The organism is Sphingomonas sp. OK281, assembly GCF_900115295.1.
Lineage (GTDB): Bacteria > Pseudomonadota > Alphaproteobacteria > Sphingomonadales > Sphingomonadaceae > Sphingomonas.
This window is the reverse complement of the sequence record NZ_FOVZ01000007.1, coordinates 131,806-157,374: the sequence shown is the minus strand read 5'-3', so window position 1 is coordinate 157,374 and position 25,569 is coordinate 131,806. Positions and strand designations below refer to the sequence as shown.

20 protein-coding genes and 1 pseudogene are annotated in these 25,569 nt (G+C 63.2%); 14 read left to right on the top strand and 7 right to left on the bottom strand.

Annotation, left to right across the window (positions count from 1 at the left end):
- Both BM244_RS20175 and BM244_RS20170 read right to left on the bottom strand, forming a co-directional pair.
- Positions 1–539: dihydroxy-acid dehydratase domain-containing protein (locus BM244_RS20175; protein WP_175518208.1), on the bottom strand; the 539-nt coding region annotated here is incomplete at its 3' end.
- Between the two features lie 31 nt (positions 540–570).
- Positions 571–1,707, bottom strand: a complete 1,137-nt coding sequence (locus tag BM244_RS20170) for an aldose epimerase family protein (RefSeq protein ID WP_254784652.1) — start codon at positions 1,705–1,707, stop codon at positions 571–573.
- Between the two features lie 183 nt (positions 1,708–1,890).
- Between BM244_RS20170 and BM244_RS20165 the strand changes: the two genes are divergently transcribed.
- Complete coding sequence (locus tag BM244_RS20165) at positions 1,891–3,210, top strand: sugar MFS transporter (protein WP_093400724.1); 1,320 nt, start codon at positions 1,891–1,893, stop codon at positions 3,208–3,210.
- 31 nt (positions 3,211–3,241) lie between these two features.
- Here the strand turns inward: BM244_RS20165 and BM244_RS20160 are convergent, their stop codons facing one another.
- Complete coding sequence (locus BM244_RS20160; RefSeq protein WP_093400699.1) at positions 3,242–4,000, bottom strand: FadR/GntR family transcriptional regulator; 759 nt, start codon at positions 3,998–4,000, stop codon at positions 3,242–3,244.
- 109 nt (positions 4,001–4,109) lie between these two features.
- On the opposite strand from BM244_RS20160, the gene BM244_RS20155 reads away from it, so the two are divergent.
- The 10 genes and pseudogenes from BM244_RS20155 to yghU all read left to right on the top strand — a co-directional run bounded on the left by BM244_RS20155 (position 4,110) and on the right by yghU (position 17,185).
- Positions 4,110–5,663, top strand: a complete 1,554-nt coding sequence (locus BM244_RS20155) for an aldehyde dehydrogenase (NADP(+)) (protein ID WP_093400698.1) — start codon at positions 4,110–4,112, stop codon at positions 5,661–5,663.
- Between the two features lie 56 nt (positions 5,664–5,719).
- Positions 5,720–6,712, top strand: a complete 993-nt coding sequence (araD1, locus tag BM244_RS20150; protein ID WP_093400697.1) for an AraD1 family protein — start codon at positions 5,720–5,722, stop codon at positions 6,710–6,712.
- A 2-nt stretch (positions 6,713–6,714) separates the two neighbouring features.
- A complete protein-coding gene (locus BM244_RS20145) occupies positions 6,715–7,641 on the top strand; it encodes a Gfo/Idh/MocA family protein (RefSeq protein ID WP_093400696.1) in 927 nt (308 codons plus the stop codon).
- A gap of 7 nt (positions 7,642–7,648) precedes the next feature.
- Entirely contained in the window at positions 7,649–9,223 is a 1,575-nt protein-coding gene (locus BM244_RS20140; protein WP_093400695.1) for an alpha-N-arabinofuranosidase, read from the top strand.
- A gap of 51 nt (positions 9,224–9,274) precedes the next feature.
- On the top strand, positions 9,275–10,318 hold the full coding sequence (locus BM244_RS20135; RefSeq protein WP_093400694.1) for an arabinan endo-1,5-alpha-L-arabinosidase: 1,044 nt from the start codon (positions 9,275–9,277) through the stop codon (positions 10,316–10,318).
- Positions 10,315–11,349: pseudogene (locus BM244_RS20130) on the top strand (family 43 glycosylhydrolase); the annotation flags it as partial. The gene BM244_RS20135 and the pseudogene BM244_RS20130, both read left to right, overlap by 4 nt.
- A 2-nt stretch (positions 11,350–11,351) precedes the next feature.
- Positions 11,352–12,695, top strand: coding sequence for a glycoside hydrolase family 27 protein (locus tag BM244_RS20125; RefSeq protein ID WP_093400692.1), 1,344 nt, complete (start codon positions 11,352–11,354; stop codon positions 12,693–12,695).
- A 122-nt stretch (positions 12,696–12,817) separates the two neighbouring features.
- Positions 12,818–15,682, top strand: coding sequence for a TonB-dependent receptor (locus BM244_RS20120; protein ID WP_093400691.1), 2,865 nt, complete (start codon positions 12,818–12,820; stop codon positions 15,680–15,682).
- A 265-nt stretch (positions 15,683–15,947) separates the two neighbouring features.
- Positions 15,948–16,166: a hypothetical protein gene (locus BM244_RS22820; protein ID WP_139226998.1), complete on the top strand. Its 219-nt coding sequence runs from the start codon at positions 15,948–15,950 to the stop codon at positions 16,164–16,166.
- 125 nt (positions 16,167–16,291) lie between these two features.
- Positions 16,292–17,185: a glutathione-dependent disulfide-bond oxidoreductase gene (gene yghU, locus BM244_RS20115; protein ID WP_093400690.1), complete on the top strand. Its 894-nt coding sequence runs from the start codon at positions 16,292–16,294 to the stop codon at positions 17,183–17,185.
- 40 nt (positions 17,186–17,225) lie between these two features.
- On the opposite strand, the gene BM244_RS20110 is transcribed toward yghU, so the two are convergent.
- A complete protein-coding gene (locus tag BM244_RS20110) occupies positions 17,226–19,409 on the bottom strand; it encodes a penicillin acylase family protein (RefSeq protein ID WP_093400689.1) in 2,184 nt (727 codons plus the stop codon).
- Between the two features lie 34 nt (positions 19,410–19,443).
- On the opposite strand from BM244_RS20110, the gene BM244_RS20105 reads away from it, so the two are divergent.
- Positions 19,444–20,769: a metal-dependent hydrolase family protein gene (locus BM244_RS20105; RefSeq protein ID WP_175518327.1), complete on the top strand. Its 1,326-nt coding sequence runs from the start codon at positions 19,444–19,446 to the stop codon at positions 20,767–20,769.
- A 328-nt stretch (positions 20,770–21,097) separates the two neighbouring features.
- Here the strand turns inward: BM244_RS20105 and BM244_RS20100 are convergent, their stop codons facing one another.
- Complete coding sequence (locus BM244_RS20100; protein WP_139226996.1) at positions 21,098–22,015, bottom strand: DUF6624 domain-containing protein; 918 nt, start codon at positions 22,013–22,015, stop codon at positions 21,098–21,100.
- On the opposite strand from BM244_RS20100, the gene BM244_RS22815 reads away from it, so the two are divergent.
- Positions 22,002–22,250, top strand: coding sequence for a hypothetical protein (locus tag BM244_RS22815; RefSeq protein ID WP_139226994.1), 249 nt, complete (start codon positions 22,002–22,004; stop codon positions 22,248–22,250). The two genes, BM244_RS20100 and BM244_RS22815, sit on opposite strands and share 14 nt — an antisense overlap.
- Positions 22,251–22,600: 350 nt before the next feature.
- On the opposite strand, the gene BM244_RS20095 is transcribed toward BM244_RS22815, so the two are convergent.
- Both BM244_RS20095 and BM244_RS20090 read right to left on the bottom strand, forming a co-directional pair.
- Positions 22,601–24,019 (bottom strand): MFS transporter, encoded by a 1,419-nt coding sequence (locus BM244_RS20095; RefSeq protein WP_254784648.1) that lies wholly within the window; start codon positions 24,017–24,019, stop codon positions 22,601–22,603.
- Positions 24,016–24,579, bottom strand: a complete 564-nt coding sequence (locus tag BM244_RS20090; protein ID WP_093400721.1) for a DNA-3-methyladenine glycosylase I — start codon at positions 24,577–24,579, stop codon at positions 24,016–24,018. The genes BM244_RS20095 and BM244_RS20090 overlap by 4 nt, the downstream gene beginning before the upstream one ends.
- A gap of 374 nt (positions 24,580–24,953) precedes the next feature.
- On the opposite strand from BM244_RS20090, the gene BM244_RS22810 reads away from it, so the two are divergent.
- A complete protein-coding gene (locus BM244_RS22810; RefSeq protein ID WP_139226992.1) occupies positions 24,954–25,427 on the top strand; it encodes a tudor domain-containing protein in 474 nt (157 codons plus the stop codon).
- Positions 25,428–25,569: the final 142 nt, after the last annotated feature.

Below are 25,569 nucleotides of genomic sequence, written 5' to 3'. Positions count from 1 at the left end.
ATCGCGCCGGTCGCGAGCAGTTCGCGCGCCTTCCACACGATCGTCCCCGAACCGGTCCGCTCGCCCTTGTGCCAGCCGTTGAGCATCGGGCCGACCGACAACGCGATCGCCGGAATGTTCACGGTCGCCGCCGCCATGAGGCACGCCGGCGTCGTCTTGTCGCAGCCGATCGTCAGCACGACGCCGTCGAGCGGATAGCCGTAGAGAACCTCGACCAACGCCAGATAGGCGAGGTTGCGGTCGAGCCCGGCGGTCGGGCGCTTGCCGGTCTCCTGGATCGGATGGACCGGGAATTCGAGTGCGATCCCGCCGGCTTCACGGATTCCTTCGCGCAGGCGTTCGGCGAGCACGAGGTGGTGGCGGTTGCACGGGCTCAGGTCGCTGCCGGTTTGCGCAATGCCGATGATCGGCTTGCCCGAGCGCAGTTCCTCAAGGCTCAGCCCGAAGTTCAGATAGCGCTCCAGATAGAGCGCGGTCATGTCGATATTCTCGGGGTTGTCGAACCAGGCGCGGCTGCGGAGTTTGGGCATGTCAGTCATGAGAAGCTTTCTGGAGATTTCAGCGGGGGCGTCAGCGGGCGACCGATACGCGGTAGATCATGCGGTGGTGATAAGGTTTGCCCGGCTCGACCCGCGCCGAGCCGAACGCCGGCTGGTTGGGCGTGTCGGGGAATTTCTGCGGTTCGAGTGCGAGGCCATCGCCCATCCGGTAGACGTGGCCGGACTTGCCGACCAACGTACCATCGAGGAAATTGCCCGAGTAGAATTGCACGCCGGGTTCGGTTGTCAGCACTTCGAGCACGCGGCCCGATGCCGGATCCTCGACGCGTGCGGCGAGACCGGGCTCTGCGCTACCGCCTTTGTCGAGCACGAAATTGTGATCCCAGCCGTGCGCGATGACGATCTGCGGATCGCGGCCGTCGCGAATGCCATCGGACAGCACGCGGCCTTTCGTGAAGTCGAACACGGTACCCGCGACGGGTCTCAGTTCACCGGTCGGGATCAGCGTGGCACTGACGGGCGTGTAGCGCCGCGCCGGGATCGTCAGCCGCTGGCCATATATGCCGGTTGCGGAACCCTCGCCGGCCAGATCGAACAACGCATGATTGGTCAGGTTGACGACCGTCGGGGCATCGCTGGTCGCATCGAAGTCGATCGTCAGCGCGCCTTTGTCGTCGAGCGCATAGGTGACCCTGACCGACAGCGTGCCGGGATACCCCTGGTCGCCCGCCGGACTGATCAGTGTCATGACCACCTTTGCCTGCACGCCATTGGTAACGGACACAATCGACCAGACGTGCTTGTCGAAGCCAACCGTGCCGCCGTGTAACGTGTTGGTCTTGTCGTTGAGCGTGATCTGGTACGGCTTGCCGTCGAGCGTGAAGCGACCGCCGGCGATGCGGTTGGCGTAGCGGCCGATCGTCTGGCCCCAAAAATTGGGTGCGGTGACGTAGCTTGCGGCATCATCATAGCCGAGCGTGATGTCGGCCGACTTGCCGTTGCGGTCGGGTGCGTTGAGCGACTGGAGCGTCGCGCCAAGCGTCATTATGCGTGCGCTGACACCGTTGCTGCCGGTCAGCGTGACGGCTTCGATTGCGGTGCCGTCGGGCAGTGTGCCGAATGCCGCGCGTTTAGCCGTCGCTGCCTCTGCTGCGTGTGCCGAAAGCGCTGCGAGTACGGCCGCCGCAATGATTCCCGACTTTGACATCGACTTCGACCCAAACTTCGACATTGTGCGCATCCCGTCCTTAATCGCCCGACGCCGTTGACGCGCCTTGTATGGCTATATAGTCGGACAATTTAACGATGGGCAAGCCATGCGGGATAAAGTCTGTCGACCTATACGGTAGACCAGTCGCCGACACGGCACGGAGGACGATACTTTATGGCGATGCCGATACAGACGCACAGGCCGGTCGAGGCTGGATCTACATCCACGGCCCCAAGCGGAAGCCCGAGCTATCGATCCGCGCTCACCCTGCTCGCCAGCCTGTTTTTCATGTGGGGTTTCATCACGGTCATCAACAACACGCTGCTGCCGCACCTGCGCAGCGTGTTCGACCTCAGCTATACGCAGACGACGCTGATCGAGAGCGTCTGGTTCATCGCCTATTTCTTTGCCTCGATTCCGTCGGCCAAGCTGATCGAGCGGGTTGGTTACCAGCGCGCGATGGTGTTCGGGCTCGGCCTGATGGCGGTCGGTGCACTGATGATGGTGCCCGCCGCGCGGTTGCCTTCCTACGGCGTGACGCTGGTTGCGCTGTTCGTGATCGCCAGCGGCATTACGCTGCTGCAGGTCGCGGCCAACCCCTATGTGGCCGTCGTCGGTCCGCCCGAAACCGCGTCGTCGCGCCTTAATCTGGTGCAGGCGTTCAACTCGGCAGGGGCTACGCTCGCACCTTTGTTCGGCGGGTATCTGATCCTGGGTCGCTCGACCTCTGGCACCGCGGTTGCCGGATCAACTGCAGTGCTGACGCCCGCCGAGCGGCTGTCCGACGCGCAGTCCGTGGTGCTGCCGTATCTGATCGTCGCGGGCGTGCTGGTGGTGCTGGCCATCGTTATCGCGCGTTTCCCGCTGCCTGCAATGGGCTCAGCGACGCAGCGCTCGGCGAGGGCTGACCGCAAAGGGTTGTCGCTCTGGTCGCACCGCAACCTTGTGCTCGGTATCCCGGCGATCTTCATCTACCTGATCGCCGAAATCGGCGTCGCCAACTTGTTCATCAACTTCGTCAGCCAGCCGCAGATCGGCAATCTGACGCATGAGCAGGCGTCGCACTACCTTTTCATCCTATGGGGCGGGATGATGGTGGGCCGGCTGATCGGGAGCGTCGTAATGCGCACCGTGCCGGCGGAGCGCGTGCTTGCACTGGCGAGCATCGGTGCATTCGTCGTCATGCTAATCGCGACCTTCACCACCGGTCACGTCGCGATGTGGGCGCTGATTTCGGTCGGGCTGTTCCACTCGATCATGTTCCCGACGATCTTCACGCTCGGAATCAAGGGGCTTGGGCCGCTGACCGAAGAGGGTTCGGGGCTACTTATCATGGCGATCGCCGGCGGGGCGCTTGTGATCGTGCAGGGGTGGCTTGCCGACACGTACGGCCTGCAAGCGTCGTTCCTGCTAACGGCCGCGTGCGAGCTCTACATCTTGTTCTACGCGCTCTGGGGCTCGAAGGTCACCGATCCGCTGCCGGACCAGCGCGCCGCCTGAGGGCTGGCCGAATAAGGGATGGGGATGGTGCTTAGCGCGCCATCGCCATTTGCGTATCGTCCAGTGCCAGGTCGACCAACACGCGCATTGCCTCGCTGGCGGCAGGACCATCACCCGCCGCAACCGCATCATACACGCGAACATGGTCGGGAATGGGATTGCGCGGCAGGGCCCGGGCACGCTGTTTGAACTGCGTGGTCCAGTTGACCGCCGCGCCGATGCTTGCGCTCAGCACGATCAGCGTGTCGTTGCGCGTCGCGGTCAGTACCGCGTCATGGAATTCACGATCCGCCGCGCGCCCGGCTTCGGTCGCCAAGGTATGCCGCCGCATCGCCACCAGCGCGTCATTCATCGCCTTGAGATCGCTTCGCTCGCGACGCTCGGCGGCGAGCCTGGCCGCAGCGGGCTCGACGATCGCACGCAATTCGAATAGTCCACGAACGAACGTAATGTCTGGCTCGCCCGCAAAAGCCCATGCCAGCACGTCAGGGTCGAGCAGGTTCCACCGGCTGCGCGGCAGCACCCGCGTACCGATCTTGGGCCGGCTCTCGACAAGTCCCTTGGCCGTCAAGACCTGCACCGCCTCTCGGTATGCGGTGCGCGATACGTCCAGCATCTTCGAAAACTCGACCTCGCCCGACAGCGTATCGCCAGGCGCATATTTCCCCGACAAAATCGCCGTCCCCAGCTTGTGCGCAACCGCACCATGCAACCGCCGACCCGTGCCACGTGGCACCCGGGGGGCCGCTACGCCGTCGCTCACATCCTTATCAATTACGATCTTCGTCATGTCGTTTTGCTCCAGCGATTAGGCCTACCAGCCCAACTTCCATCAAGGAACGACAAACGTTGCCAAACCCCCATGCCGCTTATATGTCCGAGTATAGGGAGAGGCTACAATGTCTGAAGCAACTACATCCACCGGAACCGATCGCGTAAGCTTTCACTCCATCGACGCCGCAACCGGAACCTCGACGGGCGATGCATTCGCCGTGGATGGTCCAGCCGATGTCGCCGCCGTCTGCGCCGCCGCGGATGCCGCATTTGATGCGTACCGCGCCACGACCAATGACGTCCGTGCGGACTTTCTGGAGCGGATCGGCGACGAAATCATCGCGCTCGGTGACGACCTGATCGTCACCGCTATGCGCGAAAGCGGCTTGCCGCGCGCACGACTGGAGGGCGAGCGCGGTCGTACGGTCGGCCAGTTGAAGCTGTTTGCGGGCGTCGTGCGTCATGGCGGCTGGATGGGGCTCCGGATCGATCCGGCACTCCCCGATCGCGCACCGTTACCGCGTCCTGACCTGCGCTTGCGGATGATCCCGCTCGGTCCGGTCGCGGTGTTCGGCGCGAGCAATTTCCCGCTCGCCTTTTCGACCGCTGGTGGCGACACCGCGTCGGCGCTGGCGGCCGGTTGCCCGGTCGTCGTCAAGGGTCACGCTGCGCATCCCGCCACCGGCGCGCTGGTCGCCGGCGCGATCGAGACTGCGGTCGCTGCGTGCGGATTGCCGGCGGGCGTGTTCTCGCATCTGGTAGGCCCGGGCAACGAGCTCGGCAGCGCGCTGGTGCAGGATCCCCGGATTGCCGCGGTCGGTTTCACCGGTTCGCGGGCAGGGGGGCTGGCGCTCGTCACGCTGACACAGGCCCGTGAAGTTCCGATCCCGGTCTATGCCGAGATGTCGAGCATCAACCCCGTCGTGCTGCTGCCCGAAGCCCTGAAGGCGCGTGGCGCGGCGCTCGGTACGGCGTTCGTCGGGTCACTGACGATGGGCGCGGGGCAGTTCTGCACCAACCCTGGCCTCGTGCTCGCGATCGAAGGCGAGGGGCTCGACGCATTCGTGTCCGCTGCCGCAACGGCATTGCCCGAGGCTCCTGCCGCGACGATGCTCACCAGCGGCATCCATGCCGCCTACGAGCAGGGCATCGCCGCCCTTGCCGGCCACGATGCGGTGAACGAGATCGCGCGGGGCAAGGTCGGCGAAGGCGTCGCGCAAGGGCAGGCGGCATTCTTCGAGACGACCGCCGCGCAGTTCCTGAGCGACAAGGCTCTGGGCCTTGAAGTGTTCGGTGCATCGTCGTTGCTGGTGCGCTGCACGAGCGAGGACGAACTTCACGCCGTACTGCGCGCCGCCGAGGGGCAGCTTACCGCGACGATCCAGATGGACAACGCTGATGCCGACATGGCGTCGCGACTGATCCCGCTGCTCGAACGCAAGGCTGGACGTATTCTCGCGAACGGCTGGCCTACCGGTGTCGAGGTCGCCCATGCCATGGTCCATGGCGGTCCGTTCCCGGCGACATCGGACGGCCGCACGACCTCGGTCGGCAGCCTCGCGATCGATCGGTTTCTGCGGCCGGTGTCGTACCAGAACCTGCTGTCCGAACTGCTGCCGGAAGTGTTGCGTGACGGCACGACCGCACCGCGGCTGATCGACGGCGTTCCCGCCAACTGACCTGAAAATATCAGGGGCGAACCGTAACAGCGGCGTCCCGCTTAGGAGAGAAATTGATGACTTTGCGTCTGTTGCAGCATGTTGGCGTCGATGGCACGCGATCGGTGATCGCGGCTACTAACGAGGGAGCGGCGTTCGTCACCGGGGTCGACAGCGTTCGCGCGCTGGCCGAGCGCGCGATTGCCGCCGGTAGCGATCTTGCCGGCGCGGTTGCGGCCTGTGGAACGGGCGCGAGTATCGACATCGCCGCCGAACTCGCCGCGGGCCGCCTGATCTCGCCGATCGATCATGTCGATCCTGCCCACCTGATCATGACCGGCACCGGCCTGACGCATCTCGGATCGGCCGAAGGCCGCGACAAGATGCACCGTGCGGCCGCGGACGCCGAGAAGCAGACCGATTCGATGCGGATGTTCCTCGAAGGCGTCGCGGGCGGCAAGCCGGCAGCGGGGACACGCGGCCAGCAGCCCGAGTGGTTCTACAAGGGCGATGGCTCGGGGTTGGTCGCACCGGGTGCGGCATTCGCGATGCCCGATTTCGCCGAGGATGGCGGCGAAGAGCCCGAGCTTGCCGGGATCTATCTGATCGGTCCGGATGGCACACCGTTCCGCCTTGGCCTGTGCCTTGCCAACGAGTTCAGCGACCACGTCACCGAGCGCCACAACTACCTCTGGCTCGCGCATTCGAAGCTGCGCCAGGCGTCGCTCGGACCCGAATTGCTCGTAGGTACGCCGCCCGACCATATCGAGGGTGCGAGCCGCATCCATCGCGACGGCGAACTCCTGTGGGAAAAGCCGTTTCTGTCGGGCGAGGCAAACATGTCGCACAGCATCGCTAACCTTGAGGCGCATCACTTCAAATATGATCTGTTCCGCCGTCCCGGCGACGTGCACGTCCATTTCTTCGGTACTGCGACGCTGTCGTTCGCTGACGGCGTGACGACACGCGAAGGCGACGTGTTCGAGATCGAGGCTGCGCCGTTCGCGCTCCCCTTGCGCAATACGCTGGCCAAGGCTGCTCCGCAGCCGGTCGTCGTGAAAGCTTTGTGAAGATGACCGCAATCCGCATAGCGGTCGTCGGCATGGGCAAGATCGCGCGAGACCAGCACCTCCCGTCGATTGCAGGCAATCCAGACTTCGAGTTCGTCGCCAGCGTTAGCCCGCGAGATCCGGGCGTCGAGGGTGTCGCCAATTTCAGGTCGCTCGAGACGCTGCTCGCCAACGGTCCGGCGATCGACGCGATCGCGCTGTGCACCCCGCCGCAGGTGCGCCATGAGCTTGCCTCCATGGCGCTTGCCAAGCGTGTGCACGTTTTCCTGGAAAAGCCGCCGGGGGCCACGCTTGCTGAGGTCCATGCGCTCAAAACCCAGGCTACCGAATCGGGAACGACATTGTTCGCGGGCTGGCATTCGCGGTTCGCAGCGGGTGTCGCGCCGGCCAAGGCTTGGCTCACGGACCGCAAGATCGAGCGCGTGTCGATCGTCTGGCGCGAGGACGTCCGCGTCTGGCATCCGGGACAAGCGTGGATCTGGGAGCCGGGTGGGCTCGGCGTGTTCGACCCTGGGATCAACGCACTCTCGATCGCGACCGAGATCCTGCCGCAGCCGTTTTTTCTGACCGCCGCGACACTGTCGACACCCGCTAATCGCGCTGCTCCGATCGCGGCCGATCTGACCTTCCGCAGCACACTAGGAACGCTGATCAGCATGGACCTCGACTGGCGCCAGACAGGCCCGCAGAGCTGGGACATCGTGGTCGAAACCGATGCTGGCACGCTCAGTCTCGCCAAGGGCGGTGCGGTGCTCACCTTGCCGAGTGGCACGGTGCACAATGATGACGAGGAATATCCCGGCCTCTACACGCGCTTCGCCTCGCTGATCCGCGATGGCCGCAGCGAAGTCGACACGACCCCATTTACACTCGTCGCCGACGCGTTTCTGCGCGGCACCCGCACATCGGTGGAGGCTTTCAATGATTGAGGCAAGAATGACCCGGACGCTGAAGGGTCTGGCTACGGCGCTGCTGCTCTCGACCGCAGGCATCGGCACCGCGCAGACCGAAACGCCTACCCCCACGTCGGCGACCACCGGTGCAACCGTGACCGTTCACGCCGACACGCCCGGCCCGACCTATGATCGACGCATCTTCACGCAGTTCGCCGAGCATCTTGGTACCGGCATCTACGGCGGACTTTGGGTCGGCGAGAAGTCAAAGATTCCTAACGTCCGCGGTTTCCGCACTGACGTCGTCACCGCACTTCGCGGCATCGGCGTGCCGGTGGTGCGCTGGCCGGGCGGCTGTTTCGCCGATGAGTATCACTGGCGCGAAGGAATCGGTCCCAAGGCCAAGCGCCCGGTCAAAATCAACACGCACTGGGGCGGCGTGACCGAGCCCAACACGGTCGGTACACACGAGTTCATGGACCTTGCCGGGCAACTGGGTGCCGAGCCCTACATCGCGGGCAATGTCGGCAACGGCACGCCTCAGGAAATGGCAGAATGGGTCGAGTACATGACCTCGCCCGCCGGCGCGCTGGCCGACGAACGCGCGAAGAACGGCCACAAGGCTCCGTGGGCGGTGCCGTATTTCGGCGTCGGAAACGAGCTGTGGGGCTGTGGCGGCAACATGCGCGCCGAATATGCCGCCGACGTCACGCGGCGCTATGCCACCTTCATCAAGGCGCCCAAAGATACGCGCGTGATGAAGATCGCAAGCGGGGCCAACGTGGACGACTACCATTGGACCGAGACGATGGCGCGCGAGCTGATCGGCAAGGTCGATGCGCTTTCTTTGCACTACTACACTATTCCCGGGGGGTGGCCGCCGCGTGCTTCGGCAACGGTATTTGACGAGCGCGGCTGGGCCGAGACGCTGTCCGAGACGCTCAGGATGGACGAGTTGATCACCAAGCATTCGGCGATCATGGACAAGGTCGATCCGAAGAAGACGATGTGGCTCGCAGTTGACGAATGGGGCACCTGGTATGCCGGCGACCCGGGCACGAACCCCGGTTTCCTGCGCCAGCAGAACACGTTGCGCGATGCGCTGGTCACCGCGATCAACCTCAACATCTTCGCCAAGCACGCGGATCGCGTGAAAATGACCGCGATCGCGCAGATGGTGAACGTGTTGCAGGCGATGATCCTGACCGACGGCAACAAGATGGTGCTGACGCCGACCTATCATGTGTTCGCGATGTACAAGCCGTACATGGACGGTACGGTGCTGCCGATCGACATCAAGTCTCCCTGGTACAACAAGGACCAGTGGACGATGCCGTCGGTCAGCGCATCGGCCGTGCGTGGCAAGGACGGCGTGGTGCGGATCGCGCTGTCGAACCTCGATCCGAACAAGCCGACCAGCGTCTCCGCAGCGCTACCGGGCGTGACCGCGCAAGGCGTCACCGGACAGGTGCTGACCGCGCCGACGATGACCGCGCTGAACACCTTCGACGCGCCTAACGCGGTGGCGCCGGCGGCGTTCAACGGTGCAAGGCTGAGTGGCGGCACTCTGTCGGTGACGTTGCCGCCGATGTCGGTGGTGATGCTCGAACTGAAGTGACTATGACGCCCGCCGGAGCAACCGGCGGGCGCACCTACCAGGAGAGAAACGATGGCCGCACCAAGATGGGCGACCGGACTGATCGCGCTGACGCTCACGAGTAGCGTGCTGGCGCAAACTGCCGATGCGCCGCCCGCGCGCGGTGCTCTCAACGCCAGTTTGACCGGCGACATTGCGCCCGTCCACGACCCGGTGATGATCCGCGCAGGCAACACCTACTACGTCTACGGCACCGGGCTTGATGGCCAGATGCTGAGCGCGCGGACGTCGCCCGATCTGGTCCACTGGACGGCGGGCACGCCGCCGCTGTCGCGCCTGCCCGACTGGGCGACCAAGGCGGTGCCGGGCACCAAGGGCATGTGGGCGCCCGACATTTCGCGCAGCGCAGACGGGCGGTACCGGCTCTATTATTCGGTCTCCACCTTCGGCTCGAACCGCTCGGCGATCGGGCTCGCGAGCAGCCCGACGCTCGACCCCAAGGCGCCCGGCTACGGCTGGCGCGACGAGGGGCTGGTGGTGATGTCGACGCCCAAGGACGATTTCAACGCGATCGATCCCAACCATGTCGTCGATGCGCAGGGCCGCGAGTGGCTGTCGCTCGGCAGCTTCTGGACCGGTATCAAGCTGTTCGCGCTGAACCCCAAAAGCGGCAAGCTGCTCGATCCCGCGGCGAAGCCCCACGCGATCGCACGCCGTCCCGCACCCGCCGGCGGCCCGGCCCCGGTCGAGGCGCCGTTCATCATCGGCCATGGCGGCTATTACTGGCTGCTCGCGAGCTACGACTATTGCTGCAAGGGCGTGAACAGCACCTATTACACCGTCGTCGGCCGATCGAAGGCGATCACCGGGCCGTATCTCGGCAAGGACGGCAGCGCGATGATGCAGGGCGGGGGGACGATCTTCCTGCGCGCCGACCTCCAGGAAAAGCAGCGCTATCGCGGCCCCGGCCACCCCGGGGTGATGCACGACACCGACGGCAAGGATTATGTCGTCTACCACGCCTATGATTCCCAGACCAAAGGCACCCCGACGTTGCGCATCGCACCGATCGCTTGGGGTGAGGATGGCTGGCCAGTTGCGGAGAATCGACCATGACGATGGATTTCACACGACGGCTGTTCCTGGCCGGTGCTGGTGCTGCGACCGCTAGCGGTGCGCTCGCCCGGGTCGCAGCCAAGGCTCCGGTGCCGGTCAACCCACTGGTCCGCCAGCGTGCCGACGCGCAGGTCTTCCTGCACACCGACGGCTATTATTACATGACCGGCTCGGTGCCCGTATACGACCGGCTCGTGCTGCGCCGCTCGCGCACACTGGCAGGGCTGTCGACCGCCAACGAGCGCGTGTTGTGGCGGCACGAGAAAACCGGACCGATGTCCGGCTTTCTCTGGGCGCCCGAACTGCACCTGATCGACGGCCGCTGGATCATGTATTTCGCGGCCGGCCCCAGCGGCGGCGGCGAGGATGTGTTCCGCATCCGCACCTTCGCGGTGGTCTGCGACGGACCCGATGCGATGACCGGCAACTGGACCGTGCTCGGTCAGTTGCAGACGCCGTGGGACAGCTTCACGCTCGACTCGACCAGCTTTGTCCATCGCGGGACGCGCTATCTCGCCTGGGCACAGCGCGAGCCGGGGATCGAGACCAATAGCAACCTCTATCTGGCCCCGCTTGCGACCCCGCTGACACTGGCGGCGAAGCCTGCGCGGCTGACAGTGCCGACGCTCGATTGGGAGATCCGCGGCTTCAAAGTCGCCGAGGCGCCTGCGCTGCTGGCGCGCAACGGCAAGCTGTTCATGACCTATTCGGCGAGCGCGACCGACGCGCGATACTGCATGGGTATGCTGACCGCGCGTGACGATGTCGACATCATGGATCCGGCGGCCTGGACGAAATCGCCGCAGCCGGTGTTCAAGTCGTCGCCCGCGCACAAGGTCTTCGGGCCTGGCCACAACAGCTTCACCGTCGACGAGCGCGGCCGCGACATCCTGGTCTATCACGCGCGCGATTATGAGGCGACCAAGGGCGACCCGCTGTTCGATCCCAACCGCCACACCCGCGTCCAGACCTTCACGTACAAGCCAGACGGGACCCCCGATTTCGGCGAACCGGTTGCCAACGGCCCGTTGCGGTGAGCGGCTTCGATCGGCGGACGTTCCTTGCCGCGGGAGCCGCAGTGGTACCCGCGGCCGCGATCGGCGCTGGCGCGAATGCAGGCTCGAAGCTCTTGGCGCCGACACCGCCGATGGGCTGGAACAGCTGGAACAGCTTCGCGACGACGATCACCGAGGCGCAGGCGATCGAGACCGCGACGATCATGGCGGAGAAGCTGCTGCCGTCGGGCTATGATATCTTTACCGTGGATATCCAGTGGTACGAGCCGGGGGCGCAGAGTTACACCTACGCGGCCAAGCCGTCACCGGCGATGGACGGGTACGGCCGATTGGTCCCTGCACCGAACCGGTTCCCGTCGAGCGCCGACGGCAAGGGCTTCCGCCCGCTTGCCGACCGGGTGCACGCGCTCGGCCTGCGGTTCGGCATCCACCTGATGCGCGGCATCCCGCGGCTGGCGGTGGAGCGCAACCTGCCGGTGTTCGGGACGAAATACCGCGCGCGCGACATCGCCGACACCGCCAGCATCTGTGCCTGGAACCCGGACATGTACGGTGTCGACATGCGCAAGCCCGGCGCGCAGGCCTATTACGACAGTGTCTTTACGCTCTACGCGGCCTGGGGCGTCGACCTGGTGAAGATGGACGACATGAGCCGCCCCTATGATGCGCATGCCCCGGAGATCGAGGGCGCGCATGCCGCTATCGTCGCGACAGGGCGGCCGATTATCCTCAGCCTCTCGCCCGGCGAAACGCCGGTTCCCCGCGCCGATCACGTTCGTCGTTTCGCACAGATGTGGCGGATCAGTGATGATTTTTGGGATGAATGGCCGCTGCTCGAAGCACAGTTCACACGGCTGGAAAACTGGAACGCACACCGCGTACCCGGCGGATGGCCTGACGCGGATATGCTCCCGCTCGGGCGCCTCGCGCTCGGCACGCGCGACACCAAGCTCACACCCGACGAACAGCGCACGCTGATGACTCTTTGGTCGATCGCCCGCTCACCGCTGATCATGGGGGGCGACTTGCGCTATCTTGACCACGCAACGCTCGAGCTGCTGACCAATCCCGAAGTGATTGCGGTCAACCAGGCGAGCTACGACAACCAGCCGCATTTTGTCGAAGACGGCATACGCATTTGGTCGGCCCGCGTGCCGCGCACGAACGACCGCTACGTCGCGATGTTCAACACAGACAAAACAAAGAGGATGGTACAGGTAAATCTCGACATTCTCGAGATAGCGGGACAGGTCAGCGTTCGGGATCTCTGGGCCCATCGCGATCTGACCCGCGCATCCGCAACACTGACGGCAGACGTGCCATCGCATGGCGCAATCCTCTATCGACTCACGCCCATGTGAGCCTCTTTGCCGGTTATGCGGGACAAATTAGCGCTTGCATCAACGTCTCGCTGCTTTTAGCGAATGTCCGAGTAATAAAGAGCCGGGAAGACGGCCGGATGGACACGTTAGGGAGAGGCCGCATGGCGATGAAACCGTTGATTCTATGTTCTGCATCGATTGCAGCACTGGTGCTGGGAACGCCGGCCTATGCGCAAGCCATCCCCACTACGCCGCAGGACCGTCCCGACGTGCCGGCGACCGGTACACCCGCCCGAACCGATGCGGCTACCACGCAGGACGTGCCAGCGGCGGACCAAAGCGACGAGGACATCGTCGTCACCGGCGTCCGCGCCAGCATCGTCGGCGCCCTGAACGTACGCAAAGCCTCGACTCAGATCGTCGACTCGATCGTCTCGGAAGACGTCGGTAAATTGCCTGACAACAATGTCGTCGAGGCGCTTCAGCGCGTCACCGGCGTGCAGGTCACCAATCGTACGGGCGGCGAAGCGGCAGCAATCTCGATCCGAGGGCTTCCCGATGCGCTAACCACGCTCAACGGCCGCAACATTTTTACCGCGGCGGGGCAGGCGTTCGCGCTGCAGGACATCTCTGCCAACCTCGTCAAGCAAGTCGACGTCTACAAGACGCGCGCCGCCGAGCAGATCGAGACGGGGCTTGCCGGGCAGATCGACGTCGCCACCCGGCGTCCGTTCGATTTCGACGGGTTTGCGATTTCCGGTCTTGCGCGCGGCATCTACAACGAGCAGGCCGATACCTATAATCCGAACGTCGCGCTGCTGGTCAGCGACCGCTGGCACACTGGCATCGGCGACATCGGCATTCTGGTGAACGGCAGCTACACGCGTACGAAATACCGCGACCAGACAATCACCGCAGGCGCCTTGGTGCCGTTCGCGACGGAAACCCCGCCCGCCGGGTCCGGCCTTGCGCCGCTGGAGCGTATTTTCCCCGGCGCAAATAATCAGAACTGGACGCCGGGACTCGATCGTGGACTGTCGACCGAGCCAGGCTCGACGTTGAACATCAACGGCGTGCAGACGCCCTACTATTTGTCGCGCGATGCGATTTTCAGCTCGGATCTTTACGGTAAGCGTGAGCGCCCCTCGGCGAACATAGCATTGCAATGGTCCCCGAACAGCAGCTCGGTCTATACGGCCGAAGTGTTCTACGCCGGTTTCCGAGGCGAGACGTTCAACAGCTTGCAGTTCAGCTTCGTGGATTTCTGGGCGAACCCCCAGCCGGTCGGGCTGTATGACGGTACCAACCTCGTCAAGACACGTACGGCGAACAGCGTCTACGGCTTCAACAGTGGCGACTATAACGAGTCGAAGACCGACAGTTTTGTCTACGCGTTGAACGGCAAATGGGATGTCGGCTCGCATGGCAAAATCATCGGCGATATCGCTTATCAGACGAGCAAGGTGACCAGCTCGTTCACGGCGATGCGGACAGAGCGCACGGCCAATCAGATCAACGTCGATTTCAATGCCGGCGGTGGCATCCCGTCGTATCACTTCGACAACGACGCCTTGCTGACCGATCCCGCCCAATGGAACATTGCGCAATTCTATGACAACGCGAACCGCGATAAGGGCAGTGCGCTGACGGGGACGCTCGATGGCTATTACGGTTGGGACGAAGGCTTTCTACGCCAGATCAAGGCGGGCTTCCGCTTTGACAATCGCAAGGCCTCGACCTCGGTCCGTACCCAAGACGCAGGCGGGCTGGGGGGGCGGAGCTTGTCCACCTTGCCGTCCGAAGCGTTGTTCACCAATTCCGACTTCTTCGACGGCAAGAGCGACTCGCCGTCGAGCTGGGTGCTGCCAAGCGGCTATTGGTTGCATGACAACGCTGATACGGTGCGCGGTCTCTACGGGCTGAAGACGTCCGACCAGCTGTCCCTGCAACGGGTGTTCGACATCGATGAGACGACGTTGGCTGCGTACATTCAGGCGGATGGCGAAGTCTCGATATTCGGGCGGCCGCTGAAGTTGCAGGCAGGCGTGCGGCACATCACCGTCGATACCGACTATAACTTCTTCGATCGCTACAATAACGGCGCGCAGACGTTCGTGTCGACTGGGTCCCAGCGCTGGCTGCCGAGCTTCACTGCGCGGTATGAGCTTACAGACAAGCTGCGCGTACGATTCAATTACGGTCAGACGCTACGCCGCCCGAGCTTCACTGACATCAATCCGAACTTCAACTTGGTTGGGGACCTGACCAATGTCGGCTACGGCAGCGGAACGGCTGGGACCGCGACACTGAAGCCGACGCATTCGAAGAATTATGACGTCGCGGTCGAGTGGTATTTTGATCGGAATAGCGCCATCTTCGTGACCGGCTTCCGTCGTGAGGTCGACGGGCTGGTCGTGCCGCTGACGGTTCGCGAGACTATCTTGAACAATGGTATCGTAGCCGGCGCTACCAATTCGTTCGCCATCACGCGACCCGTCAACGCTTCGAACGGTGTCCTTAAAGGGGTCGAACTCGGCCTGACGTATTTCCCGGATTACCTGCCGAGCGTACTGAAGGGGCTGGGGTTCCAGGGCAGCTTGACGGTGCTCGATTCCAAGCAGAACATTCCGCTTTCGGATGCGGCTGGCAACATCACGGGCCAGGCGTCGTCGCCGTTCTTTGGTGTGTCGGACCTTTCGTACAATGCGACCTTGGCGTATGACCGTGGTCCGGTCGGCGCGCGTCTGTCGTACATCTGGCGCAAGGCATTCCTGGCGAATAACGAGGCGCGACTGTTTGCCAACCCCATCGGTGTCTGGCGCAATCCGGAGAAGAGCCTTGATCTTCAACTGACCTTGAACGCGACCGATCGCCTCGGTTTCACCTTCGATGCGGTGAACCTCCTCAAGGCGAAACAGCAGACTTACTACAAATTCGAGGATGTCGGCGGTCCGGAGAAGTTTAATCTGGGGACGACGCTTCTCAGCCGTACGTTCGCGGTCGGTGCACGCTATACGTTCAAATGATCGAGGCATACCGATAGGTGGAACGATCGGACGCGTTGACAGACCGATCCTACACCTGGCCGTACGTCTTGAGGCGATCGGGGCAAGCGTGGCGGCACACTCAAGGGGTGTGCCGAGTGCCGCGCTTGACGCCGGAGCGATCGTCCGCGCAAAACTCGGCAGGAATGCGCCTTGGTAGGAGAACCGTGACGCCACCCTGTTTTTCTTAGTCCTATTTTAGCGAGAGTTTTCCGGCCTTGTGAAGCCTTCGGGCAAGGAGCTGGACATGAAAAAATCTAGGTACACAGACGTGCAGATCGCCTTCACGCTGAAGCAGGCGGAAACCGGCACACCGGTGGCCGAAGCCGCCCGCCTGCAAACAGCAGACGGCTGTAATCCCCCAAGTCACGACGTCTATAATGCAGATCAGCCACCAAAAGCGCTTGGCGCAAAGATGAACGAGTGTCTGAAGTTGGAAAGCGGTGAAGCGGACACGAATAGCTGACTATGGGTTCGTGTGACGGCTAATAACAGGCCATCCTCGATCCAGCGACTTCGGCTCCGCCCTTGCGTCTACCCCTGCAACAGCGCAATTCGCTGTCGCAAAGTTGAAGAAAGCGGAGAGCCTGGATGAACGAGATCGCCAACTATACGCCGCCCAGGATCTGGATCTGGGACAAGCAGAGCGGTGGTCGGTTTTCCAGCATCAACCGCCCGATCGCCGGTCCCACGCACGACAAGGAACTACCTATCGGCAAGCACCCGCTCCAGCTCTATTCGCTTGCTACGCCTAACGGTGTGAAGGTGACCGTGATGCTCGAGGAGCTGCTAGCCGCCGGCCATACGGGCGCCGAGTATGATGCCTGGCTGATCAAGATCATGGACGGAGACCAGTTCGGCAGCGGCTTCGTCGACGCAAATCCCAATTCGAAAATCCCGGCAATGGTCGATCGTAGCGGCGCCGATCCGATCCGGGTGTTCGAATCCGGCTCGATCCTTGTCTACCTCGCCGAAAAGTTCGGCGCGTTCCTGCCAACCGATGTCGCCAAGCGCGCCGAAGTGCTGTCGTGGCTGTTCTGGCAGATGGGTGCGGGGCCGATGCTGGGTGGCGGGTTCGGGCATTTCTACGCCTACGCGCCTGTGAAGATTGAATATGCGATCGACCGTTTCTCGATGGAAGTGAAGCGTCAACTCGACGTGCTGGACCGCCGCCTGGGCGAGAGCCAATATGTCGGAGGCGATGAGTATTCGATCGCCGACATGGCGGTATGGCCCTGGTACGGCGCGCTCGTGACGGGCCAGGTCTACGATGCCGCCGAGTTCCTCCAGGTGAATAACTATAAGAATGTCCTGCGCTGGACCGACCTCGTCAATGCGCGGCCGGCGGTCCAGCGCGGGCGGATGGTCAACCGCATCATAGGCGCTCCTGCCAGCCAGCTTCACGAACGCCATGATGCTGGCGACTTCGACACACGAACACAGGACAAGCTTGAAGGGGCAGGGGCGGAAAGCCAGACGCGGTAACGCTGCCAGGGCGGGGGATAGGGCCGACGCGACCTGCTCGTCAGCCGCCCGGGCGGTAGCGACGCACGATATGCCCTTTCAGGTCGTCGGGATAGAAATAGACGGGGCGTAGTTTGCCTTCTGCGTAGCGCTGGGTCTGATCGGCAAAGTGCGGTGACGCCGGGTCGCCGCTTTGACCCCCGGCCATTACGGCCATCGCCTTCACCCGCGGTCCGAACTCGACGACCGCGACGAAGCTGTTGCCGCTGGTGCCGTAATAGCGTTTCGTACCGGGCCAGGGCTTGGCGCCGAACGACGCCAGGCTGCCCCATTGCGCGGAGGTGAAAGGGACCGGGATGGAGGCGCGGACGTCGTCGAAATGCGGCTTTATCGCGTCGTCGAGCCGCTGGAACCGGTTGATCGTCTGCCACGGCGTGCGCCAGTTGCCGAAGTCGCGGGTCAGCCGGTCGACTGCGGCGGAAAGCGCGGCGAACTTTGCGTCATCTGGTACGCGCGTCGCGATGTAATCGGGCACGTTCATGCGCTCGGCCTGCGCGAAGCCGCCGACCTCGCGCCAGAGTTCATCGCCCCAGAATACCGCCAAGCTGGTGGCGGCGGAGTCGTAGCCCCAGCGATGATCCCAGCCCTTCAGCAGCGCAACGGGTGCCGTGAGCGCCTTTCGCCGCGGATCGCCGGCGGGAAGCGCGTCCCATGCGTCAACGAGCCCCGGCAGCAACCGCGCAAAGGCCGGCAGGTAGGAATCGAACGCGGCGGCGCGCAGCGTCTCGGGCGTCCAGCCGCGCTTGCCGGTCAGCAATAGATCGGCATGGACGCCGCGCGCATTACCGCCGACCTGATCCATGTAGCGGGGATAGTCCGCCGGCTTGGGGCTGTCTGGCCCCGCCGCGCTCCACGGCCAATCGTTCGTGTTGTGTGCCCATCCCGTGCGCGGGTTGGCGACGCTCGGCAGGCTGGCGAGCGTATGTAGCCCGTGCCAGTCGGTCGCGGGATCGCTCCCGTCGACCGGACGGGTATAGTCGAACCGGTCGCTGCGGATCGGCATGAACTGCGGCATCAGGAACGCGATCTCGCCCTTGGCGTCGGCGAACAGCGTGTCGTTCGACGAATTCGCCTTGAGCTCGGAGACGGCGATGTAGCTAGCGAGATCGGTCGCTTTTGTGCGCAGGTAGCTTTGTTCGAGCGCGGGGACAGGCTTCCACATCAGCGCGGTCGCGATCCAGCGCCCGGCCTTGATGGCAACGATCGGCCCGTGATGAGTGGCGTACGTGGTGAAGCGGCGCTCGCCCATCGTGCCGTCTGGGCGACGATAGCGCAGCGTGACCGCGTGCGTGACGACCGGGCGGACCTCGCTGCCGTATCGATAGGCATAACGTTCGCGGGTCTGAGTGATCCGCTCGGCAAACTCGTCGACATTATCCACGGTCGCCGACGTATGCATCCATCCCGCCTCGGGGTTGAAGCCCTGATAGACGAAGAACTGACCCCAGGTGCTGGCCCCATAGGCGTTCAGGCCTTCGTCGCTCGTCATCTGCGCTTCGGAGCGAAAATAGAAGCTGGTGTGCGGATTGATCAGCAGCAGCGCGCGGCCGTGCGCGGTCAGGCGGGGCGCGATCGCGATACCGTTCGAGCCTGACGGCTCGCGAGGGATCATACCGCGTTCCTCCGGGGTTGGCGGCGTGGGGTTGCCGTAAAAGGTCTTGAGATCGCTGAGCGATATCCGTTCGATATCGCCGCCGATGCTCCCTTCGGTAAAGCTGAGCGCCATCCAGGGTTCGAAGCGGGTGAGGACGCGGGGCTTGGTCTGCGGATGCGTCGCCAGATAATAGTTCAGCCCGTCCGCCCACGCCTGCATCAGCGACCGCAGCCAGGTCGGGCTGGAAGCATAGTGCGCCTTCAGCTCGACAGGATCGACGAACAGCCGCTGTCGAAGGTCCGCCCAGACCGATACTTCTCCATCCGCTTCCGCGCTACGGCCGAGAGCGGTCAGGTAATTCACTTCGATGCGGGCGAAATCGTCCTCGGCCTGGGCGTAGATCAAACCAAAAATCGCATCGGCATCCGATCGCCCGTGGATGTGCGGGATGCCCCAATCGTCGCGCGTGATCGTGACACGCGTGGCCTGTGACTGCCACCGCGCCAGCTCGGTCGGCGGGGAACTCGGCGCGGTCGTCAGCAGGGCCAACAGGATCGCCGGATTGCGCAAGTGTCGAAGAACCTTATCCATGAGCGAAGAGTAAGGCGGGAACGGGGGAAAGACCATGCGGTGGCTGACGACGATATTGCTTACGACCGCGGCGGTGCTGATTGGGCCCGCGGTCGCGTTGCCCGCGTCTGATAGAGAATCGATCCTGCTGAAGCCTGCGGGCGTTTTCGACGGCGCGGATGGCGTGGTCCATGCCGGCTGGCAGGTGCTCGTCACGGGCGACCGGATCGTCGCCGTCGGGCCCGACCTGGCGCCGCCCGCCGATACGCGCGTCGTCGAACTTGCCGGCGATACGCTGATGCCCGGTATGATCGAGGGTCATGGGCATCTGTTCCTCCACCCCTATAACGAAGCGATCTGGGACGATCAGGTCCTGCATGAGCCGCTCGCGCTGCGCACTGCGCGCGCGGTCGCGAATGCCCAGGCGACGTTGCTCGCCGGCTTCACCAGCGAACGCGATCTTGGCACGGAGGGCGCAGGCTATGCGGATGTCGGACTGAAGGCCGCGATCGATCAGGGTATCGTGCCGGGGCCGCGGCTGTCGGTCGCGACGCGGGCGATTGTGGCGCTGGGCGCATATGGTCCGAAAGGTTTCGAGCCTGGCGTCGCCATCCCCCAGGGCGCTGAGGAAGTGTCGGGGGTCGATCAGATGGTCGCCGCGGTGCGCCGCCAGATCGCGGCGGGCGCGGACTGGGTGAAGCTGTACGCCGACTATCGCTGGCGTCCCGGTGAGGAGAGCCGCGCGACGCTAAGCCTCGCGGAGATAACGGCTGCGGTGGCGGCGGCGCATGATGCGGGGCGACCGGTCGCCGTCCACGCTGCCACCGCCGAGGGTATGCGACGTGCGGTTGCTGCCGGGGTCGATACCATCGAACATGGCTATGGCGGCACGCCCGCGATCTTCGCTGCGATGGTGGCCAAGGACATCGCGCTGTGCCCGACGCTCGCCGCATCGGACGCGACGTCGCGCTACCGCGGCTGGAACGGCAGCGATCCCGTGCCTCCCGCCGTGGCGCTCAGTCGTTCAAGCCTGAAGCTGGCCCTTAAGGCAGGCGTTCCGATCTGCGTCGGCGGCGATGTCGGCGTGTTCCCGCATGGGCAGAACGTGCGGGAGATGGAATTGCTGGTCGGTGCGGGGATGCCCCGTGCGAACGTGTTGATGGCCGCGACCTCGGGCAACGCGCGGTCGCTCCATCTTGCAGACAAGCTGGGTACGGTGAAACCTGGTCTGCTGGCCGACCTGGTTGCAGTATCGGGCGATCCGACCGCGGATATCGTCGCGCTTCGTCGCGTTCGGATGGTCATGAAGGGCGGGACCATTGTCCCGAACTCGTTCATAAGCCAATCATTATCACCCTTTCAATCCGAAGTCAGAAGGTGAATTAGCGTCTGGTTTCAGACACGGACAACTGGACATCGAATGTCAACTTGTGGATCTGCATTGCTTCCGCGACTTCGTTTGTTTGTCGCGGCAAACTGTGGCCACGTAATCAACGGAACGAATCACGTTCCCTGGAATTCTAGGATGATGCCGAAGCCAGGGCTTGGCTCGGTTGATACATTGCCGCAATGAATAGCCATGACAGAAGAAACCAGCGCCAAGCCAACATTCCTCGACCTCGCGTATCGCCCGCACATGAACAAATTTCCGATTGCGGGAAGCGAGTTGAGGGGCATGATGTCCGGAACTGGGTCTGTTTAGGTCTGATCTAGAGCGCGGGTGGGCACGGTCCGTACAAGGTATCGATTTGGGCGGCGTTTTGCTTGAGTGGCTCAAGTCTCGCCTTCGCGCGCAAAGCGTCGGTGACCGCATCCGTGTTCGCCAGTGGTAACGGCACGCGGTTGCCGCGGTTGCAGGTCCATTGCGTACCGTATCGCTGTTGACCAGAGAGCTTGAGCTGGACGCGGTCCGTCAACATTGCAAAGTTGCGCGGATCAATCTCATCTTCTGACGCTAGCGGCGCCATAAGGCGCAAGGCAGTCAGCTGGAAGGCTGGATTGGCATCGGCATGTTGGACAAGCAGCCAAGCCGCGCTGGATGCCGCGTCACCTACCTTTGAACGCTTTGGCCAGCCTTCATGAGCCACCTTGGCAGAAAGCCATGCTGTATTACCTTGATCGCGGTCGTCCAGGGCACGAAGCAGGATGCCTTCGTACACGATCCGTTCAAGCGACGAATAGGCGGCGGTTTCCCCCTCATGGCGCTGGCTTTCGACCCACGCGAAACGCAATGTCTGCTCCCCGAGCGGTCGCGTGCGTAGTTGCTCGGCATAGTCGCCTTGATCGATCACCTGCTGCTCGACGAGCGCGGTCGCACGAATGATACCGAGGGCATATGGCCGGACGCGACCGAGCGCAGCGGAAAACGCTGACCATGTCACATCCGCCGGTATTGGAAGTTGTACGAACTGACGGCATGGTGACGGCCGCGTGTAGACCTCCTTACCAGGATCAAAAGTCTGGCCCATCGTGGCCAGCAGGCCTTTCATCGCCGTACGCGACTGGCTCTCACACTTTTCATTCCACTCCAAAGCAGCGACGAACACCTGCTTGTCTACAGCTGCCGCATCAGCAAACCGCCCGCGTAACCATCGGTAATCGCCGGACTCGACGATGTCGTTGTGCAAGAAAGAGGTGAGGGCGGGTGGGACACCGGGTACACTTTGCGGCGGAGTCCCCGCACTGGCGGAAGCCGATCCGATCAGTACCGCGCTCAAACCGAGTTGGAATGCCCGCACCGATATTCTCCATCCGCCGAAACTTATTGATGCGACCGGCCATGTGAAAAGACAAGCGGCACTGACGTTCAATCTTAACTTCGGCGTGCCGTCGTACATTAACTCGGCCGCGTTCCCCGACTGATCACAACCGATTGGTTGGAGGGTTAAAGTAAAGCTCGCATCGCCATCTTCTTCCAAAATAGGAGTGTTTGCGCGGCAGGTTTCAAGTAATGCACGTCACTAAAGTCGTTCCCTATCAGAGATAGGCTGGTGACCATCGCCAGCTTGTGCACCGCGTTCACCTGGGACCGCTGGTGGCGCTGCTATTGCGCTAAATAATCGATTGTCGAAGATGCTGGGTGCGGCGACGAACTCCCACGTCTTGTTATTCAAAGACCGCTCGACGACGCGTAGCGCCGCCATGCACTGATGTCTGAAGGTGGTAGGCGTGAAATTGCGGCTGAACGTCAGCAACTGGGTCCAGACTTAAGGCTAGCGTCTGCCACGCTCTCCACCGAGTGTCACGAACGCAATAATGCCTGCTATTACTGCTGAAAATGCCGCTAGCAGGGCTGCGGTATGGAACGCCTCGGTTAACTGTACGACCGATGCGGCTACAACGGCACCGGTCAGCGCCGTTGCGATCAAGCCGCCGGTTCGCGCGATCGCACTGTTGAACCCCGATGCGGTGCCGGTGTGGTGATCGTCGACGGACGAAAGAACTGCGGTCGTGAGCGGAGCGACCGCGCCGGCCATCCCGAGCGCTATCATCACCAGACCGGGTAGCACGTTGCTCCAATAGCCGGCCCCCGGGTCGACGGTCGCCATCAGCGTGAAACCGACACCGGTAACGATCGGCCCGATCGTCAGCGGCCAGCGCGGCCCGATCCGCTCGCTCAGTCGTCCGGCAAAGCGCGACGCAATGCCGATCACGATCGAAAAGGGGAGCAACGCGAAACCCGCCTGGGTCGGGGTGTATCCGCCACCGACGATCAACAGAAACGGCAGCAATACCAGCAATCCTCCCAGCGCGCCGTACAGCAGCAGCGTCAGCAAGGTCAGTCCTACGAACGGGGGTGAGGCGAACAGCGTCAGCGGCATCATCGCGCGGTCGCCTAAACGGTGCTCCTGGCCGACGAACGCGACCAGCAGTACGATGCCGATGCCCAAGCCCGCACCGATTTTCGGCGACAGGACATGACCGCTTGACCACAGGGTCAGCGCCCATGTCAGGATGCCGAGCGCGGCGGTTACCAAGATCGCACCGAGCCAATCAAGTGGTTGCTCGCCGGGATCGCTCTCCTCGACATAGCGCAGGGCGACCACGGTCGCTGTCGCCGCGACAGGAAGATTGAGGTAGAAGATCGTCCGCCAGCCCAGCGTGTCGACCAGCCAGCCCCCAAGCGGTGGACCGACGGCGCTGGCGATCGCGCCGGCTGCGGCCCATGTCCCGACCGCTCGCCCCCTCGCTTCGCCTTCGAACGAACTGCCGAGGATCCCCAGGCTGTTAGGCATTAGGATCGCGGCGCCGAGGCCCTGCATTCCGCGCGCTGCCAGCAGGATCGAGAGTGTCGGCGCCAGTGCGCAGCCGATCGAGGCAAGCGCGAACAGGACTGTGCCGAGCACCAGCATGCGCCTGCGGCCGTAATGGTCGCCCGCGGCGCCACCAAGCAGAAGCAGCGCCGATAGCGGCAGTAGATACGCGTTGATGATCCAAGGGAGATCGGACGCTCCACCGCCGAGATCGTTGCCGATCGCGGGAAGCGCGACGTTGGTCACCGATCCGTCGATGAAGGCGAGGCTAGAGGCCAGCATTGTCGCGGCAATGGTCCAGCCTGGGTAGCGGATTGCCTTGGTCGTTGCGCCGTCCGCATGCGCGTCGTCGACCGGCTCCGATGGCGGGAGGGTCATGATTTCGCTCGGCGAAAACAGCACGTCTCATGGTCGTCGACGAGGCCGCAGGCCTGCATCCAGGCGTAGACGATGACCGGACCGACGAACTTGAACCCACGCTGCTTGAGCGCCGCGGACAAGGCTTCGGATGCGGGCGAGCGGGTTAGCGCCTTGGCACCGTCGCCGATTACCGGTGCACCATCAACGAAACTCCAGACGAATCCGCTAAAATCCTCGCCGGCGTCGCGCATCGCGATATAGGCGCGGGCATTGCCAATCGTCGCTGCGATCTTGGCGCGGGAGCGGACGATACCGGCGTTGCCGAGCATCGTCGCGATGTCCCGCTCGCCGAACTGCGCGACAGTGTCAGGATCAAAGCCCGCAAAGGCGGCCCGGAACGCGTCGCGTTTGCGCAAGATCGTAATCCAGGCCAGCCCGGCCTGAAACCCGTCGAGCATAAGCTTTTCCCACAGCGCGCGCGGGTCACGTTCGGGCACGCCCCATTCGGCGTCGTGATACGCCGCAAGCAAAAGGTCGCTCTGCGCCCATCGGCAACGAGATAGCTCGGCGCGGGTCATGCCGGGCAGTGCCGGGTCTTTGCTGTCGATTTGCATACTGGCCGGGACGATGCTCGCTCGGTGCCGGTGTGTCGATGCCGTTCGCCATCGCCGGCGCGGATCAGCTCTTGATGGCGTTAAGCAGTTCGGCGCTGATCCGGTCGAACCGGACCGAATGCTGTTCTCGCCTTTCAAGCCGTCCAGGCAGCTGATCGGCCGCCGAGCGTTGCCGCCCAACGAGATGAACGAATGGGCGAAGTTGGGGAGCGAGGAATGGCGTCTGAATGTCTGCAAGTGGGTCACGGCCGGCGCGCAGAGGATCCACGAGCTGAATACCGCTTGCGCGAGGATCGTCCAATCTCTGATGAAGCGGCGCCAGACTGGAGGCACGATTGATGACACGCAGAACGGACTACGCCGATTTTCTACGGGCACGGCTTAGCTCACGAATTGTGGGGCTTCAGGCGGCTTTCGCTGCGCTCGTCGCCGACCCACCAGCAATCGAAAATAATGTTGAAATCATAATCTTTCCTGATGACGGATTGACACATTACCTACCCATCCGTGTTTTCGCGTTCATGCCGAAGGGTACGGAGCTGCCGGAAGAGAGCGGGATCGATCATTGCAATAGTATGCTAGCCACAATGGCACCGTTGATTACGGAAGAAGAAGCCGGTCGATTCCAGACTTGGGAGGGGGAAGGCGATAGCTGGATGCTAACGCTGAAGCAGCCGGCCGATGGCATCAACGAGGAGGAGCTTCGATCTTGGGTGGCTAATGCCTGGATCGAACTAGACCTTGGTCACTACGGGTGTCGAACGTCGGTTACTATTCATGATGGAGATACTGACGTCATCTCGATACTCTGACATCGAATCGCCACGGGTAGAAGATTATCTGACGGATCGGTTCCTTGAGCAATGGCGGGCGTTGTCTTGGACAGTATAGCAGTTCCTTCCGTACCAGTTCGTACTGGATCGGTCCGCTAATGCCCTGCGCTATTCATCCAGT